Here is a 15,470-nt window from a genome sequence, read left to right as displayed (position 1 = left end):
AGCACTCCCGAACTGGAGATAAACGTCGACCGGCACCCGGCGGGGCAGCGGCTATTTCAAGGCTCTGATTGCGTAGTCGATAAGGTCGTCCGGCATTGCCCGGTTGGTCTTGGCAAGGCACTGGGCGACCATCTGCGGATGGCACAGGATGACGGTGGAGGCGCCGAAACAGCGCGAGGCGATCACCGGGTCCTGCTTCCTGAACTCGCCGGCCTCTATGCCGTCGCGGATGACGTCGGCGAGCAGGTCGTGGATGCGGTCGACATGCTTGTCGATGACGCCCCAGTCGCGCTCGAGCGCGACGATCACCATCTCATGCACCTTCTGGTCGTCGAGCATGACTTCCAGCGTCATCTTGTACTGGGCGTGAACGTAACGGCGCAGCCGCTCCTCCGCGCTAATCGGCAGGCGCGAAATCTCGTAGGCCATCGCGTAGCTGGCGCCGAGCATGCGGCCGCAGACGGCCTGGTGGATTTCGACCTTAGAGGCGAAGAAGCGGTAGATGTTGGCCGGCGACATGCCGAGATCGCGGGCAATGTCGGCAACGTTGGTCTTGCCGTAGCCGTAATGCCGGAACAGGCGCTCGGCACAGTCGAGAATGCGCGTCACATTCTCCTGTCTGGCGGGGTCGGCCACGATGTTGGCGGGTTCTGACATGGTGCTTTCGATTTACGAGTGACGAATTTCAATTTTCGTCACTCGTAAATCGAAAGCGGCCCGGAGTCAACGCGGAATCGATATACGCGTACAAAATGGTGACAGATGGTGACAGTTGCGAGGGGCCAATGAGCGACGTTGGCGGTTGGCCAATGACGCCCTGTGCCGTCCTCATCCTAGGGCGAAGCAAGGAGCGAAGCGACGCGCACAGACGTCGCGGCTGCTGGCGCAAACTGTCGACATCAAGGCCATGTTGGAGGGAGTGAACTACGCCCCCTTCGCCATTTCCCTCAACCTGAACTTCTGGATCTTCCCCGTAGACGTCTTCGGAATCTCGGCGAACACCACCGCCTTCGGGACCTTGAAGCGGGCGAGCAACCCACGGCAATGCTCGATGATCTCGGCCTCGGTCGCAACCTTGCCGGGCTTCAGCTCGACATAGGCGACAGGCACCTCGCCCCATTTCTCGTCTGCGCGGGCAACCACTCCGCAAGAGGCGACGGACGGGTGCTTGTAGAGCGCGTCCTCGACCTCGATGGACGAGATGTTCTCGCCGCCTGAGATGATGATGTCCTTGGAGCGGTCCTTGAGCTGGATGTAGCCGTCCGGGTGCATGACACCGAGATCGCCGGAGTGGAACCAGCCGCCGGCAAAAGCCTCGTCGGACGCCTTGCGGTTCTTCAGATAGCCTTTCATAACGATATTGCCGCGGAACATGACCTCGCCGATGGTCTGGCCGTCGGCCGGCGTCTCGACCATCGTCTCGGGGTTCATCACGGTCAACCCTTCCAGCGCGGCGTAGCGCACGCCCTGGCGCGCCTTCTTCGCTGTCCTCGGGCCCTTCTCCAACTCGTCCCACTCATTGTGCCATTCGTTGACGACGGCCGGCCCATAGGTCTCGGTCAGGCCGTAGAGATGGGTGACGGCGAAGCCGGCATCGGCCATGCCGGAAAGCACCGCCTCGGGCGGCGGCGCGGCGGCCGTGTTGAAGGTGACGGTCTGGGCAAACTGGCGCTTGTCCTCGTCTTTCGCGTTGATCAGCACCGACATAACGATCGGCGCGCCGCAAAGATGGGTAACGCGATGGTCGGCGATGGCGTCATAGATCGGCTTTGCCCGTACCCAGCGCAGGCAGACATGGGTGCCGGCCTGCACGGCGAGCGTCCAGGGAAAGCACCAGCCGTTGCAGTGGAACATCGGCAGCGTCCAGAGATAGACGGCGTGCTTGGCCATGCCCGCGTGGATGGTGTTGGTGTAGGCCATCAGGGCCGCGCCGCGATGGTGGTAGACGACGCCCTTTGGATTGCCGGTCGTGCCGGAAGTATAGTTGAGCGAGATGGCGTCCCATTCGTCGTCGGGCATCGACCATGCAAAAGCCTCGTCGCCGCCGGCGACGAAGTCCTCATAGTCGAGCGAGCCGATCCGCTCGCCCTTCGGATAGGGCGCATCGGCGGCGTAGTCGGGGTCGTCATAGTCGATGACCAATGGCTTGGCCTTGGCCGATGCCAGCGCCGCCCTGACCACGCCCGAGAACTCGCGGTCGACGATCAGCACCTTGGTGTCGGCATGGTCGAGCTGAAAGGCGATGACGGCGGCATCGAGGCGGGTGTTCAGCGAATGCAGCACCGCCTTCACCATCGGCACGCCGAAATGCGCCTCCAGCATCGGCGGCGTGTTCGACAGCATCACCGTTACCGTATCCCCCTTGCCGATGCCATGCCTCGACAGCGCCGAGGCGAGCTTCAGCGACCGCCGCCAGAAATCGCGATAAGAGATGCGCTGGCTGCCGTGGATAATGGCGACATGGTCGGGATAGGTCTTGGCCGCCCGCTCAAGGTAGGTGAGCGGCGTCAGCGGCTGGTGGTTGGCGGCGTTCCGTTCGAGATCCTGTTCGTAGGGATTGGCCATCCCATCCTCCCCAAAAGTCTTTTCGAGCTTTCTAACCGCAGGCCCGCGATCATGCCATCCCCCTGAACGACCGGGAAATGCTATGACATGAGCGCTCGGTAGAAGAGCAGCCCGGAACATGCCGGCTCCGGAGGACGAATAACCCAGCAGGCTGGATTTGACTTTTGTCGAGAGCCGTGACTAATGTCAGCCGAGGAGGCGGCATGGCGATCCGACCGGCAGAACAGCTCATCCACAAGGCCGCCTGGCTTTACTATGCGCATGGCCTTCGCCAGGACGAGGTGGCGAACCAGCTTAAGATTTCGCGCGCATCGGTCGCCATGTATCTTCGCAAGGCGCGCGAGACCGGCATCGTCAACATCTCGACCTCGACGCAGCTTTTCACCGATGATGTCATGGCACGCAGGCTGGAGGACGCCTTCAAGCTCGACACCGTCTGGATCGCGCCGGAAAACGCCTATGTCGCCGACCCGTCGACCGACATCGCCGTCCTGGCGGCGAGCGTCTTCCTGGAACTGGTGAGTAAGGGCGACCGCATCGGAGTCGCCTGGGGCCGCACGGTCTACACCATCGCCGACATCATGTCCTATGCCGATCTACAGGACGTCACCGTGGTGCAGCTCTGCGGCAATCTCGGCGCGCCCTATTCCTACCGACCCGATCAGTGCACGATGGAGATCGCGCGGCGGCTGAACGCCAAGGGTCTGAACTTTTACGCGCCGCTGGTGCTGTCCACGGAAGAATTGGCACAGGGCCTGCGCGCCGAGCCGGTGATCCGCGACCAGCTTGCCGGCATCAGCGACTGCGATCTCGCGCTCTATTCCGTCGGCGCCGTGGACGCCGACAGCCATCTGGTCAAATGCGGCGCGCTGACGCCGGCCGAAATGGCCGCGCTCCGCAAGGAAGGCGCGGCCGGCGTCATCGCCGGACAGATCATCGATGCAAGCGGCGAGGCGCTCGACTGTAGCTACAACCGGCGGGTCATTTCCGCCGAGCTCGCCTCGCTACGCGCCATCGGGAAGCGGCTGATGGTGGTGCAGGAGGACAGCAAGTTCGAGCCGCTGCTGGCCGCAATCGCCGGCGGCCTCTGCACGCATCTGGTGGTCGGCGCACATATGGCGGGGCGCCTCCTCGATCACGCCGGCGCGGTCAGCAAAAAGGCCTCGTAGGAAACCACCCTCGCCGCGTCTGTCATCAAGACGTCGCGGCTTCCTGTTCATGAGCAGACAAAATACGGAATCGGACGGAACGACATGAAGAACCTTTGGAACGACGCTGACGCGGAAAAGATGGTTGCCGACTACGCCAAGCAGGGCGTCCGCCGCGACCTTGCGCTGCGCGTCTACACGACCCGCCTGCTCGGCGGCGAGCCGCGGCTGGTGCTGCATGGCGGCGGCAATACCTCCTGCAAGACCAAGGCCACCGATCTGGTCGGTGACGAATGGGACGTGCTTTGCGTCAAGGGCAGCGGCTGGGACATGGCCGTCATCGAGCCGCAAGGCTTGCCGGCGGTGAAGATGGGGGCGCTGCTCAAGGCGCGCGCGCTGGACACGCTCTCCGACGAGGACATGGTGGCGCTGCAGCGTTCCAATCTCATCGACCCCGCCTCGCCGAATCCATCGGTCGAGACACTCCTGCACGCCTTTCTGCCGCTTAAATTCGTCGACCATACGCATTCAACCGCGATCCTTGCCATCGTCGACCAGGAGAACAGCAAGGCGCTGGTGAAGACGGTGTTCGGCGACAAAATGGGCTACGTGCCCTACATCAAACCGGGCTTCGAGCTCGCCAAGGTCGCGGCGGACGTTTTTGACGCCGACCCCAGCGTCGAAGGCCTGATCCTCGACAAGCACGGCATCTTCACCTTCGGCGACGATGCCAAGCAGGCCTATGACCGCATGATCCACTATGTGACCATCGCCGAGGACTATATCGCCAAGAACGGCAAGCCGCAGGCGACCAAGGCGGCGCTGCCGGTAAAGCTCGCCAAGGCGAGCGACATCGCGCCGACTCTGCGCGGCGCTGTCGCAGTGGCGCGCGGCGAAGGCCGCTTCGACCGCATGATCAGCGATTTCCGCACCTCGGATGCAATCGTCGATTTCATCAATTCGGCCAGGATCGCCGAGCTGGCCGGACGCGGCGTGTCGACGCCCGATCTTTCGATCCGCATCAAGACCGGACCGATGGCGGTCCCGGCTCCCGACGCCGACAAGCTCGGCGACTACAAGGCCGCCGTCCGCAGCCATGTCGAGGCTTTCGCCAAGGACTACCGCGCCTATTTCGAGACCAACGACGCGCTGGATGACGTCAAGCGCACCATGCTCGACCCGATGCCGCGGCTGACATTGGTGCCGGGCCTCGGCATGTTCGGCCACGGCCGCACGCTGAAGGACGCGAAAATCGCCTCCGATGTCGGCGAGATGTGGATCGAGGCGGTGCGCGGCGCGGAAGCCATCGGCAATTTCCAGCCGCTCTCCAAGGCCGACCTCTTCCCGCTCGAATACTGGTCATTGGAGCAGGCCAAGCTCGCCTCGAACAAGCCGAAGCCGCTGACCGGCCAGGTGGCGTTGATCACCGGCGGCGCCGGGGCGATCGGCGCCGCGACGGCGAAGCTGTTCGCCGCAAACGGTGCGCATGCGGTCATCGTCGATCTCGATCCGGCCAAGGCCGCGGAAGCGGCAATGGCGGCGGGTAACAATTCGATCGGGGTCGGCGCCGACATCACCAGCCCGGCCGAGGTGCGCGCCGCCTTCGACAAGGCGGTCGCGGTCTATGGCGGCGTCGACATCCTGGTCTCGAATGCAGGCGCGGCCTGGGAAGGCCGGATCGGCGAAATCGACGACGCGCTGCTGCGCAAGAGCTTCGAGCTCAACTTCTTCGCCCACCAGTCGGCGGCGCAGAACGCGGTGAGCATCATGCTCGAACAGGGCACGGGCGGCGTGCTGCTGTTCAACACCTCCAAGCAGGCGGTCAATCCCGGGCCGAAATTCGGCGCCTACGGCCTTCCCAAGGCGGCGACGCTGTTTTTGTCGCGCCAGTATGCCCTGGACTACGGCGCCTACGGCATCCGCTCGAACGCGGTCAACGCCGACCGCATCCGGTCCGGGCTTTTGACCGACGCCATGATTGCCAGCCGCTCGGGCGCGCGCGGTGTCTCGGAAAAGGAATACATGTCCGGCAATCTGCTCGGCCAGGAAGTGACGGCCGACGACGTGGCGCAAGCCTTCCTGCATCAGGCACTGGCCGAACGCACCACGGCCGACGTGACGACGGTGGACGGCGGCAATATTGCCGCGGCGCTGCGCTGAAGAAACAAGGAGATCTCCCTGAGCGGTCCGTGGCTTTCCCAGAACGACGGACCACTCTCTCCGTGTCGCGACCCAGGTCAGGACTGAAGCCCATTTCACGTCTGCTGGAAAACTGCTCCAACCGGTCAAAATCCGCGCAAATCTTTTGCTTATTGCTCGAACAGCTTTAAGGGGGTGCCTTGCCCCTCGCTTGCGGGACACAAAGCTGGAGCCGCTATGCAAACCAGGGAAGTGCCTTATTTCAGCCAGTGGGAATCGCCCGGCATGACTCTGCCGCTGTTGGCGGAGGGACCATCGGCTCTGCACCGCGACCTGCTGTGGCGCAATTCCGGCGCCGAAACGATTGAGGATTATGCACGCTGGGCGGTGAATGTCTGCGGCATGGCCTGCCTGAAGATGATCCTTGCCGCGCGCGGCGAAATTCATCCGACGCTTGAGCTCGCCCGCGCCTGCACGGCCTATGGCGGCTATGTCGTCAATGAAGGCGACGGTACGATCAAGGGGCTGATCTACGAGCCCTTCGTCCGGTTCGTGCGCGAACGTTTCGGCCTGCTCGCCGAGACGATGACGAATGTCGATGCGGCCACGGTGCCCGGTCTGCTTTGCAAGTGGCGCTACTTCATCGCCTCGGTTCATCCAGGCATCCGCTGGCCCGAGCGCGAGCCGCCGTCGAAAGGCGGGCATCTGGTACTGGTGACGGCCGCCTCGCCAGGCGAAATCCGCTTCCACAACCCTTCGGGACACGTCAGGCAGAGCCAGGCGGACGTCACGCTACCGCTCGCCAGTTTCGACCGCTTTTTCGCCCGGCGCGGCATCGCCGTCGGTTTCTGATCCTTGAGCATTGTGGAGATGTCGATGGCCGAAAAAAGACTGCGTATTGGTGTGCTCTTTGGCGGGCGGTCCGCCGAGCACGACGTGTCGGTGCTTTCGGCGAACAATGTCATGGGCGCGCTGGAGCCGGGGAAGTACGATGCCGTTCCGATCTTCGTCACCCGCGAAGGGCAATGGCTGCTCAGCCGCTTCGAGGACGGCGCGCTGGCGACACCGTCGAACGGAGCGGAGGTCTGTCTGGTGCCCGGCGGGCATGGCCGAATGCTGGCCGTTCCGGCCGAAGGGCCGCCTTACGAGTTGCCCGCGATCGACATTCTGTTTCCCGTCCTGCACGGTCTCCATGGCGAGGACGGCGCCGCGCAAGGACTGGCGGAGGTGGCGCGCGTGCCGCTTGCCGGCTGCGGCATTCTCGGTTCGGCCACGGCGCTCGACAAGGATATCGCCAAGCGGTTACTGAAGGCGGCCGGCCTGCCCACGGCACGGTCCAGCACCATCCTGCCCGAGGCCGCGCCTGGCTTCGCGGAGATCGAGCAGGCGCTCGGACTCCCGGTCTTCATCAAGCCGGCCCGCCAGGGCTCTTCCGTCGGCGTCAGCAAGGTCTCCGACGAAACGGGCTATCAGACAGCGCTCGCCGAAGGCTTCAGGCACGACGGCAAGCTGCTGGCGGAGGAATTCATCCGCGGCCGCGAGATCGAATGCAGCGTGCTTGAGGACACGGAAGGTGGCCTCTTCGTCTCCCGTCCCGGCGAGATCGTGCCGTCCGAAAGCCACGGCTTCTACAGCTATGACGCCAAATATATCGATAAGGATGGAGCAGCACTTAAGGTGCCCGCCGAACTGCCCGAGACGATCGAAGGCGAGATCCGCGAGACGGCGGCGAAGGCGTTTCGCGCGCTGGGTTGCGACGCGATGGCGCGCGTCGACTTCTTCGTGAGACCGGACATGACGTTCCTGATCAACGAGCTCAACACCATTCCGGGCTTCACCGACATCAGCATGTACGCCAAGGCAATGGCGGCAAGCGGCATCAGCTACCCGGAAGTCATCGACCGGCTGGTGGCGCATGGGCTGGCGCGTGCCGCCCGATCTACCTGAGCGACTCCGGGAATAAAAAGAGCGGCCCGAGAGCCGCTCTTTTGCCTTCAGGCGCGTGGCCTACTTGGCGTTGGGGTTCGGCATCCAGGCCGGCATGGCGACATCGGCATGGGCGAACTGCGGCAGCTTGGCCGACAGGTCTTCCATGTTCTTGATGTCCTTGTCGATAAGTTCCTTCTGGGTGATCAGCGTCGGCGGCACGATGACGTTGTGGCCGGGATCCTCGCCGGCGAGCAGTTGCGCCAGCGCGCGCACCGAGACCTGGCCGACGACTGCCGGGTTGGTGGCGGCGGTGGCGGCCCAGGCGCTGTCCGGCTCGCGCATCGCGGCGATGTCGGACGTCGATATGTCGGCCGAGTAGATCTTGATGCCCTTGTTGAGGCCGGCTTCGTCGACGGCGATCTTCACCCCCTTGGCGAACTCGTCGTAAGGCGCGAACATCACCTTGATATCGGGATGCGCCTGCAGCACCGAGCGCGCCTGGTTGGCGACGGAATTGGCGATCGGATTGTCGAGCGTGCCGAACATGGCGACCTCGCTGATGCCGGAATGTTTCTTCTTCACGTCGACCCAGGTTTCGTTGCGGCGGTCGAGCGGGGCGATGCCGGCGACATAGACATAGCCGGCTTTCCAGGCGTCGCCATTGTCCTTGACCGCCTGTTCGAGCGCGAGGCGCGCGAGATCGCGGTCGGACTGCTCGATCTGCGGGATCTTCGGGTTCTCGACATTGACGTCGAAGGCGACGACCTTGATGCCCGCGTCGACGGCGCGCTGGGCGGCGTCCTTCATCGATTCCGTCAGGCCGTGCTGGATGATGATGCCCTGCACGCCGAGCGCGATCGCCTGGTCGACCATGTCGGCCTGGAGCGCTGCGTCCTGGCGGCTGTCCAGCACGCGCAGATCGACGCCGAGCGCGTTGGCCTGCGCCTCGACGCCGGAGAGATAGGCCTGGAAGAAGTCACCGGTGGAGAGATAGCGCACCAGCGCGATCTTGACGCCCGGCTTGTCGAATGGCGCCGGACGGTCCGCCGCCAATGCTGTGCCCTGCATGAGCAGCGCCGCGCCCGCGAGGCCGAGTGCGGCCTTCCCTAAAAGTCTCCTTGTGATGCTCACTTCGTCTTCCTCCGTTTTGTTCTCAATGCCCCGGTCGAAACTATCTCTTGCCCCTGCCGGAAAGGGCGAAGGTGAAGACAAGGGCGACGACGAGAACCGCGCCCTTGACGAAATCCTGCGTGTAGTAAGGGGCGTTCATCATCGTCAGGCCCTGCAGCAGGACGCCGACGAACACCGCGCCGACGGCCGTGCCGAAAGCGTTCGGCTTGGCGGCGCCGAGCACCGCGTAGCCGATAAGCGCCGCCGCTACTGCGTCGAGCAGCAAATTATTACCCGAGGCGATATCGCCGCGTCCAAGCCGGGCAGCGAGCAAAATCCCGCCGATCGAGGCAAAAACTCCCGAAATGACATAGGCCCAGATCTTGTATGCCTTGACAGGCGCGCCGGCCAGTTCGGCGGCGCGTTCGTTGCTGCCGACGGCATACATCATGCGGCCGAAGCGGGTGTATTCGAGGAAGAACCAGATGAGCGCGGCGAGCACGATGAGCACCACCACCGAGACAGGGATCAGGTTCGGAATGAAGAAGTCGATGCGGTGGCGGCCGAGCGCCAGGAAGGCTTCCGAGAACTTGCCGTTGGCGACCGAGCCGTCGGGCATCGTCATGCCGGTGGCGATCGAGCGGCCTTCGGTCGGAATGCGTTGCAGGCCGAGCAGCAGGAACATCATGCCGAGCGTCGCGAGCAGATCCGGCACGCGCATGTAGACGATGAGCCAGCCATTGATGAGGCCGACGACCGCGCCGATCACGAGGCAGGCGATGACGGCGACGACGGCGTTCTGCTCCAGCACAACCATGGCATAGGAAGCCGCCATCATGGCGCTGGTGGCGACCGAGCCGATCGACAGATCGAAGCCGCCGACGACAAGTGTCGCGGTGACGCCGAGTGCCAGCACGCCGGTGATCGCGACCGACTGGAAGATGAAGACGGCGCTTTGCGGCGAGGCGAAGCCGTCGGCGGCGATCGCGAAATAGGCGATCAGCCCGACCAGCAGGATGATGAAACCATAGCGGATGGCATAGTCGCGCAATGTCATCGAACGCCCCCGCGCTGCTGCCCTCTCCGCCAAACTGGAACTCATGCCTGCACTCCAAGTCTCGTCATCCATACGATCTCACGCCGCGCTGGTGAGCGGCCCGCCGGCCACCTCAGCCAGCAGCCGATCGAGATCGATGTCATCGTTCCTGTGCTCGCCGACGATCGCGTGCTCCGACATCACCAGGATGCGGTCGGCAGTCTCCAGGGCCTCGTCGATCTCGGTGACGAAGAGCAGTGTGGCGCGGCCGTCGGCGCTCGCCCTGAGCTTGGTTGCGATGTCGCGCCGAGCCGAGATATCGACGCCCTGGAACGGCTCGTCGAGGATGAACAGGCGCGAGGCCTGCGACATCCAGCGCGCCACCATCACCTTCTGCTGGTTGCCGCCCGAAAGCGCGGAAAGCTCGTCCTTCTCGGAGCGGCAGACGATGCCGAGCTCGTCGATCTGGCGGCGTGCGGCAGCCCGTTCTGCCCGCTTCTTCATGACACCGAAGCCGGACATGCGCTTGAGAAACGGCAGGCTGATGTTGCGTTCGATGTTGAAGCCGCCGACGATGCCGCTCATCGCGCGGTCCTTGGCCACAAGGAAGGCACCGGCAGCGATCGCCTCGCGCGCGGATCCCGGTACGTAGGGCTTGCCGTCCATATGCATGGTGCCGGCGAGCGGCCTGCGCACGCCGAACAAAGTTTCGGCGAGCGCCGTCTTGCCGACGCCGACCAGGCCGGTGATCGCCACCACCTCCCCGGCGCCGAGCGTCATCGAAATCGGTCTGGCGCCGGGCGCCAGCTGCAGGCCTTGGGCGGTGAAGACCGCGCGCGCCGAGCTTCTGGCAATGACCCGGTCGAGCAGGATCTTGCGGCCGAGCATGGCATTGACCGCGCCCTCATAGTCGAGCGGCTTCCGGTCGAACACGCCGGAGACGACGCCGTCACGGATCGAGACGATGCGGTCTGCCAAGCGCCTGATGTCGGACATGCGATGCGAGATATAGAGGATCGCGACACCCTGCCCGCGCAGCCTGTCGATCAGCGCAAACAGCCGGTCGGCCTCGGCGCTCGACAGCGAGGAGGTCGGCTCGTCGAGGATCAGCACTTTCGGCTGGTGCGCCATGGCGCGGGCAATTGCGACCATCTGACGATCGGCGAGCGAGAGGTCCGCGACTCGTGCCTTAAGATCGAGCGTAAGCCCCATGCGGTCGGCTACGGCCCTGGCTTCGACGCGGACATTGGCGGGCTTGAACAGCAGCGATGCACCCTTGCCGCTCAGCCGGTCGAGGGTCAGGTTGGTGGCGACGTCGAGATCGGCGACAACGCCGTCATTGATGTTCTGATGAACGGTGACGACGCCGGCGCGAATCGCTTCTGCCGGCGAGCCGGGATCGAAGGCCTGGCCGGCGAGCCGCATCGTGCCGCCGCCGAGCGCGTAGACGCCGCTGACGATCTTGACCAGGGTGGATTTGCCGGCGCCGTTGGCGCCCATCAGCACGGTGACCTCGCCCGCATAGAGATCCAGCGCGATGCCGCCAAGCACCTCGTTCTGGCCGAAGGATTTCCTCAGGCCGCCCACACGGAACACGGCATCTGCGCCCATTCGTTCCTCCCTGATCCATGACGCTATGGGCTCACTCGGCAATTGTCAACACGATTGACAATTGCCAGAGCGCTCCCTAGCTTGGCCCGGCCGCCATGGCTCCGTTATCGTGGGACACCACGCGCAGGAGGGAGAGGATGACCGGGAAGTTCGAAGCATTGTCGGTGGAGACGCTGCCGCAGCGCCTCGGCGAGACCACGGCGCTGACCGAGCGCATTGGCAAGGACGCCGGCCACTGGAAAGTACGCGAGGTCGGCGACGGCAATCTGAACCTCGTTTTCATCGTCGAGGGCGACCAGGGCGCGGCGGTGGTCAAGCAGGCGCTGCCCTATGTGCGCCTGGTCGGCGACAGCTGGCCGCTGCCTTTGAAGCGCGCTTTCTTCGAGTATCACGCGCTGACGAGGCAACAGCGCCGAGCGCCAGGCTCGGTGCCGGCGATCTATTATTTCGACGAGGACCAGGCGCTTATTGTCATGGAGTATCTGGCGCCGCCCTACATCATCCTGCGTCGCGCGCTGATCGACGGCCGCGAGCTGCCGAACATTGCGCGCGACATCGGCCTGTTCATGGCCCGCACGCTGTTCCGCGGCTCGGACCTCTCAATGCCGACAAAAGAGCGCAAGGCCGATCTCGCGCTGTTCGCCGACAATGTCGAGCTCTGCGACATCACCGAGAACCTGGTGTTCTCCGATCCCTATTTCGACGCCGAGATGAACCGGCACACCAGCCCGCAGCTCGACCGCCTGGTGGCCGAATTGCGCGCCGACCGCGACCTCAAGGTCGAGGCGCAGCGGCTGAAGCACCTATTCGCCGCCAATGCCGAAACACTGCTGCATGGCGACCTGCATTCCGGTTCGATCATGGTGACCGACGCCGAGACCCGGATGATCGATCCGGAATTCGCCTTCTACGGCCCGATCGCCTTCGACGTCGGCATGCTGCTCGCCAATTTCTGGATGGCCTTCTTCTCGCAGCGGGGCCATGAGCAGAAAGGTAGCCGGGATTCGATGCGCGCCTACCTGCTTAAGGTCACGGCCGAGAGCTGGGCGGTGTTCCGCGCCGAGTTTTCGCATTTGTGGCGAACCGAGCGCACCGGCATCCTCTACCAGAAGAGCCTGTTCGAGGATCAGGGCGACCTGCTCGGTTCCGAACAGGCGCTCGACCACATGCTTTCCGGCATCTGGACCGACCTGCTCGGCTTCGCCGGCATCGAGGTGCACCGACGTATCCTCGGTCTCGCCCACAATGCCGATTTCGAGACCATTGCCGACGCAGACCTTCGCGCCAAATGTGAAGCAAAGGCGCTGCGCTTCGGCCGCCACATCGCCGTGAACCGGCGTCAGATCCACAGCATCGACGAGGTCAACGCATTGGCCGCGCTGGTCGAACAGGAGAAGAGCCTTTGAACGTCGGCGAACGCCATTATCGTACAATTTGGCTCAGCGACGACAAACGCTCGGTCGAGATCATCGACCAGCGCTGGCTGCCGCATGAGTTTCGCGTCGAGACGATCGGAACCGTTCCCGGCATCGCCACCGCGATCCGCGACATGTGGGTGCGCGGCGCGCCGCTGATCGGCGTCACCGCCGCCTACGGCGTCGCCATCCAGATGACCGACGATCCCTCGGACGAAGCGCTCGACGCGGCGTGGGAGACGCTGCACAAAACGCGACCGACGGCGATCAACCTGCGCTGGGCGCTGGACGAGATGCGGCGTTTTCTGAAGCCGCTGGCGCCGGGAGAGCGCGCCGAGGCCGCCTACCGGCGCGCCGCCGAGATCGCAGACGAGGATGTCGGGCTCAATCGCGCCATCGGCGAGAACGGGCTTGCCATCATCAAGGAGATCGCGGCGAAAAAGAAGCCTGGCGAGGCGGTCAACATTCTCACCCATTGCAATGCCGGTTGGCTGGCGACGGTCGACTACGGCACCGCCACGGCGCCAATCTATCTGGCGACGGAAGCCGGCATTCCGGTCCACGTCTATGTCGACGAGACCAGGCCGCGCAACCAGGGCGCCCAGCTGACCGCCTGGGAAATGGCCGGCCACGGCGTGCCGCACACGCTGATCGTCGATAACGCCGGCGGGCATCTGATGCAGCATGGCGACATCGACATGGTGATCGTCGGCACCGACCGCACGACGGCCAATGGCGACGTCTGCAACAAGATCGGCACCTATCTCAAGGCTTTAGCCGCCGCCGACAACGAGGTCCCTTTCTATGTCGCGCTCCCCTCGCCCACCATCGACTGGACGGTCGCCGACGGGCTTGCGGAAATCCCGATCGAGGAGCGCGCGAGTGACGAGGTTTCGCTGGTGTGGGGTAGGACGGCCGACGGCAAGGTCGCGCAGGTGCGCGTCTCGCCCGACGCAACGCCGGCGGCAAACCCCGCCTTCGACGTGACGCCGGCTCGGCTGGTGACAGGGCTGATCACCGAGCGCGGCGTGGCGAAGGCTTCGCGCGAGGCGCTGAAGGCAATGTTTCCCGAGCGCAGCTAATCTTCGCCCGGTGCTCTCGGCCGTGCTCACGCCGCACAACTATCATGAGAGCGCCGAGCACCGCCGCTTCTCCCACGAGCATTTTTTGGTGAAGGGCAAGGAAGCGGCGAAGGCCTGCGTCGAAATCCTTGCCGCGCGCGAGCGGATCGCCGCTTAGGCTCGACTCGGGCCGGATTTCAGCCCTGCAACAAGAATTGCGGCCGAAAGGGCTTCAAAAGGTTGCGGTAGGTCAGAAATCCGGCCAGAAGCAACGGGGCCGCCCGCCCGGGCGGCCTTTTCAAACACGGGCTCGAACCAGATACGGGAGACTATTCGTTGGCTCGCATCACACTGAGACAATTGCTCGACCATGCCGCCGAACAAGGCTATGGCGTGCCTGCCTTCAACATGAACAACATGGAACAGGGCCTCGCCATCATGGAGGCGGCCGAGGAGACCAAGTCGCCGGTCATCCTCCAGGCGAGCCGCGGCGCGCGCGCCTACGCCAACGATGTGGTGCTGGCCAAGCTGATCGACGCGCTGGTCGAGATTCACCCCGACATTCCGGTCTGCATGCATCTCGACCACGGCAACAACGAAGCGACCTGCGTCACCGCCATCCAGTACGGCTTCACCTCGGTGATGATGGACGGTTCGCTGAAGGAAGACGGCAAGTCGCCGGCCGACTACGCCTATAATTCAGGCATCACGCGCCGCGTCGTCGATATGGCGCATTGGGGCGGTGTCTCGGTGGAAGGCGAGATCGGCGTGCTCGGCTCGCTGGAGAGCGGCGGCGGCGAGCAGGAGGACGGCCACGGCGTCGAAGGCGCCATCAGCCACGATCAGTTGCTTACAGACCCGGTGCAAGCCGAGCAGTTCGTGCGCGACACCCATGTCGATGCGCTGGCGGTGGCCATGGGCACCAGCCACGGCGCCTACAAATTCTCGCGCAAGCCGGATGGCGCGGTGCTGGCGATGAACGTGATCGAGGAGATCCATCGCCGCCTGCCCAACATGCATCTGGTCATGCACGGCTCGTCATCGGTGCCGGAGGAGCTGCAGGAGATCATCAACAAATATGGCGGCCAGATGAAGCCGACCTGGGGCGTGCCGGTGGAAGAGATCCAGCGCGGCATCAAGCACGGCGTGCGCAAGATCAACATCGACACCGACAACCGCATGGCGCTGACCGGCGCGATCCGCAAAGTGCTGACCGAGAACCCTTCCGAGTTCGATCCGCGCAAATATCTGACGCCGGCCATGGCGGCGATGAAGAAGCTCTGCAAGGAACGCTTCGAGCAGTTCGGCACAGCCGGCAACGCGCCGAAGATCAAGCCGATCCCGTTGTCGGAAATGGCCAAGCGTTACAAGGCCGGCAGCCTCGACCCGAAGTTCGGCTGAGCCACCTCCTCCCGCGACCGGGTTCCAGCCGGTCGCGGGAGCACGCCCGCCCTCC

The 15,470-nt window shown here is 64.2% G+C and carries 12 protein-coding genes and 1 pseudogene; 8 read left to right on the top strand and 5 right to left on the bottom strand.

The features are described 5' to 3' along the window. Nucleotides 1-51 precede the first annotated feature (51 nt). Together A9K66_RS21030 and A9K66_RS21025 are read right to left on the bottom strand one after the other, a co-directional pair. Nucleotides 52-657, bottom strand: a complete 606-nt coding sequence (locus A9K66_RS21030; RefSeq protein ID WP_067327751.1) for a TetR family transcriptional regulator — start codon at nt 655-657, stop codon at nt 52-54. Nucleotides 658-924: 267 nt separating this feature from the next. Next, on the bottom strand, nt 925-2,565 hold the full coding sequence (locus tag A9K66_RS21025; RefSeq protein ID WP_067327749.1) for an acyl-CoA synthetase: 1,641 nt from the start codon (nt 2,563-2,565) through the stop codon (nt 925-927). 203 nt (nt 2,566-2,768) lie between these two features. Between A9K66_RS21025 and A9K66_RS21020 the strand changes: the two genes are divergently transcribed. From A9K66_RS21020 to A9K66_RS21005, 4 genes are all read left to right on the top strand, one after another. Continuing rightward, nucleotides 2,769-3,734 (top strand): sugar-binding transcriptional regulator, encoded by a 966-nt coding sequence (locus A9K66_RS21020; protein ID WP_067327747.1) that lies wholly within the window; start codon nt 2,769-2,771, stop codon nt 3,732-3,734. 84 nt (nt 3,735-3,818) lie between these two features. Beyond that, the gene (locus A9K66_RS21015) at nt 3,819-5,873 is read left to right on the top strand and encodes a bifunctional aldolase/short-chain dehydrogenase (RefSeq protein WP_067327745.1); all 2,055 of its coding nucleotides are present in this window, start codon (nt 3,819-3,821) and stop codon (nt 5,871-5,873) included. 216 nt (nt 5,874-6,089) lie between these two features. Next, nucleotides 6,090-6,704: a hypothetical protein gene (locus tag A9K66_RS21010; protein ID WP_067327743.1), complete on the top strand. Its 615-nt coding sequence runs from the start codon at nt 6,090-6,092 to the stop codon at nt 6,702-6,704. An 18-nt stretch (nt 6,705-6,722) separates the two neighbouring features. Beyond that, a complete protein-coding gene (locus A9K66_RS21005) occupies nt 6,723-7,799 on the top strand; it encodes a D-alanine--D-alanine ligase family protein (protein WP_067327741.1) in 1,077 nt (358 codons plus the stop codon). 60 nt (nt 7,800-7,859) lie between these two features. Here A9K66_RS21005 and A9K66_RS21000 read toward each other — a convergent pair whose 3' ends face one another. The 3 genes from A9K66_RS21000 to A9K66_RS20990 all read right to left on the bottom strand — a co-directional run bounded on the left by A9K66_RS21000 (nt 7,860) and on the right by A9K66_RS20990 (nt 11,538). Next, nucleotides 7,860-8,912: a substrate-binding domain-containing protein gene (locus A9K66_RS21000; RefSeq protein ID WP_067327739.1), complete on the bottom strand. Its 1,053-nt coding sequence runs from the start codon at nt 8,910-8,912 to the stop codon at nt 7,860-7,862. A gap of 40 nt (nt 8,913-8,952) precedes the next feature. Next, on the bottom strand, nt 8,953-9,948 hold the full coding sequence (locus tag A9K66_RS20995; protein WP_067327737.1) for an ABC transporter permease: 996 nt from the start codon (nt 9,946-9,948) through the stop codon (nt 8,953-8,955). Between the two features lie 78 nt (nt 9,949-10,026). After that, on the bottom strand, nt 10,027-11,538 hold the full coding sequence (locus A9K66_RS20990) for a sugar ABC transporter ATP-binding protein (RefSeq protein ID WP_067327735.1): 1,512 nt from the start codon (nt 11,536-11,538) through the stop codon (nt 10,027-10,029). Between the two features lie 137 nt (nt 11,539-11,675). On the opposite strand from A9K66_RS20990, the gene mtnK reads away from it, so the two are divergent. The 4 genes and pseudogenes from mtnK (at nt 11,676) to fba (ending at nt 15,415) form a co-directional block, all read left to right on the top strand. Further along, nucleotides 11,676-12,944: an S-methyl-5-thioribose kinase gene (mtnK, locus tag A9K66_RS20985; RefSeq protein WP_067327733.1), complete on the top strand. Its 1,269-nt coding sequence runs from the start codon at nt 11,676-11,678 to the stop codon at nt 12,942-12,944. Continuing rightward, nucleotides 12,941-14,035: an S-methyl-5-thioribose-1-phosphate isomerase gene (gene mtnA, locus A9K66_RS20980; protein WP_067327730.1), complete on the top strand. Its 1,095-nt coding sequence runs from the start codon at nt 12,941-12,943 to the stop codon at nt 14,033-14,035. Before mtnK ends, mtnA begins: the two co-directional genes overlap by 4 nt. 7 nt (nt 14,036-14,042) lie before the next feature. After that, nucleotides 14,043-14,192 (top strand): annotated as a pseudogene (locus A9K66_RS29735) (6,7-dimethyl-8-ribityllumazine synthase); the annotation flags it as partial. 158 nt (nt 14,193-14,350) lie between these two features. Next, complete coding sequence (fba, locus tag A9K66_RS20975; RefSeq protein WP_067327727.1) at nt 14,351-15,415, top strand: class II fructose-bisphosphate aldolase; 1,065 nt, start codon at nt 14,351-14,353, stop codon at nt 15,413-15,415. Nucleotides 15,416-15,470: the final 55 nt, after the last annotated feature.

The organism is Mesorhizobium sp. AA23 (genome assembly GCF_001672435.1).
Classification (GTDB): domain Bacteria; phylum Pseudomonadota; class Alphaproteobacteria; order Rhizobiales; family Rhizobiaceae; genus Mesorhizobium.
This window is presented reverse-complemented; position numbering and strand designations above follow the sequence as displayed.

Coding starts and splice junctions, on each gene's coding strand:
- A9K66_RS21015 (WP_067327745.1), top strand. CDS start 3,819: ATGAAGAACCTTTGGAACGACGCTGACGCGGAAAAGATGGTTGCCGAC.
- A9K66_RS20995 (WP_067327737.1), bottom strand. CDS start 9,948: ATGACATTGCGCGACTATGCCATCCGCTATGGTTTCATCATCCTGCTG.
- A9K66_RS20990 (WP_067327735.1), bottom strand. CDS start 11,538: ATGGGCGCAGATGCCGTGTTCCGTGTGGGCGGCCTGAGGAAATCCTTC.
- A9K66_RS21020 (WP_067327747.1), top strand. CDS start 2,769: ATGGCGATCCGACCGGCAGAACAGCTCATCCACAAGGCCGCCTGGCTT.
- A9K66_RS21010 (WP_067327743.1), top strand. CDS start 6,090: ATGCAAACCAGGGAAGTGCCTTATTTCAGCCAGTGGGAATCGCCCGGC.
- A9K66_RS21005 (WP_067327741.1), top strand. CDS start 6,723: ATGTCGATGGCCGAAAAAAGACTGCGTATTGGTGTGCTCTTTGGCGGG.
- A9K66_RS21025 (WP_067327749.1), bottom strand. CDS start 2,565: ATGGCCAATCCCTACGAACAGGATCTCGAACGGAACGCCGCCAACCAC.
- mtnK (WP_067327733.1), top strand. CDS start 11,676: ATGACCGGGAAGTTCGAAGCATTGTCGGTGGAGACGCTGCCGCAGCGC.
- A9K66_RS21030 (WP_067327751.1), bottom strand. CDS start 657: ATGTCAGAACCCGCCAACATCGTGGCCGACCCCGCCAGACAGGAGAAT.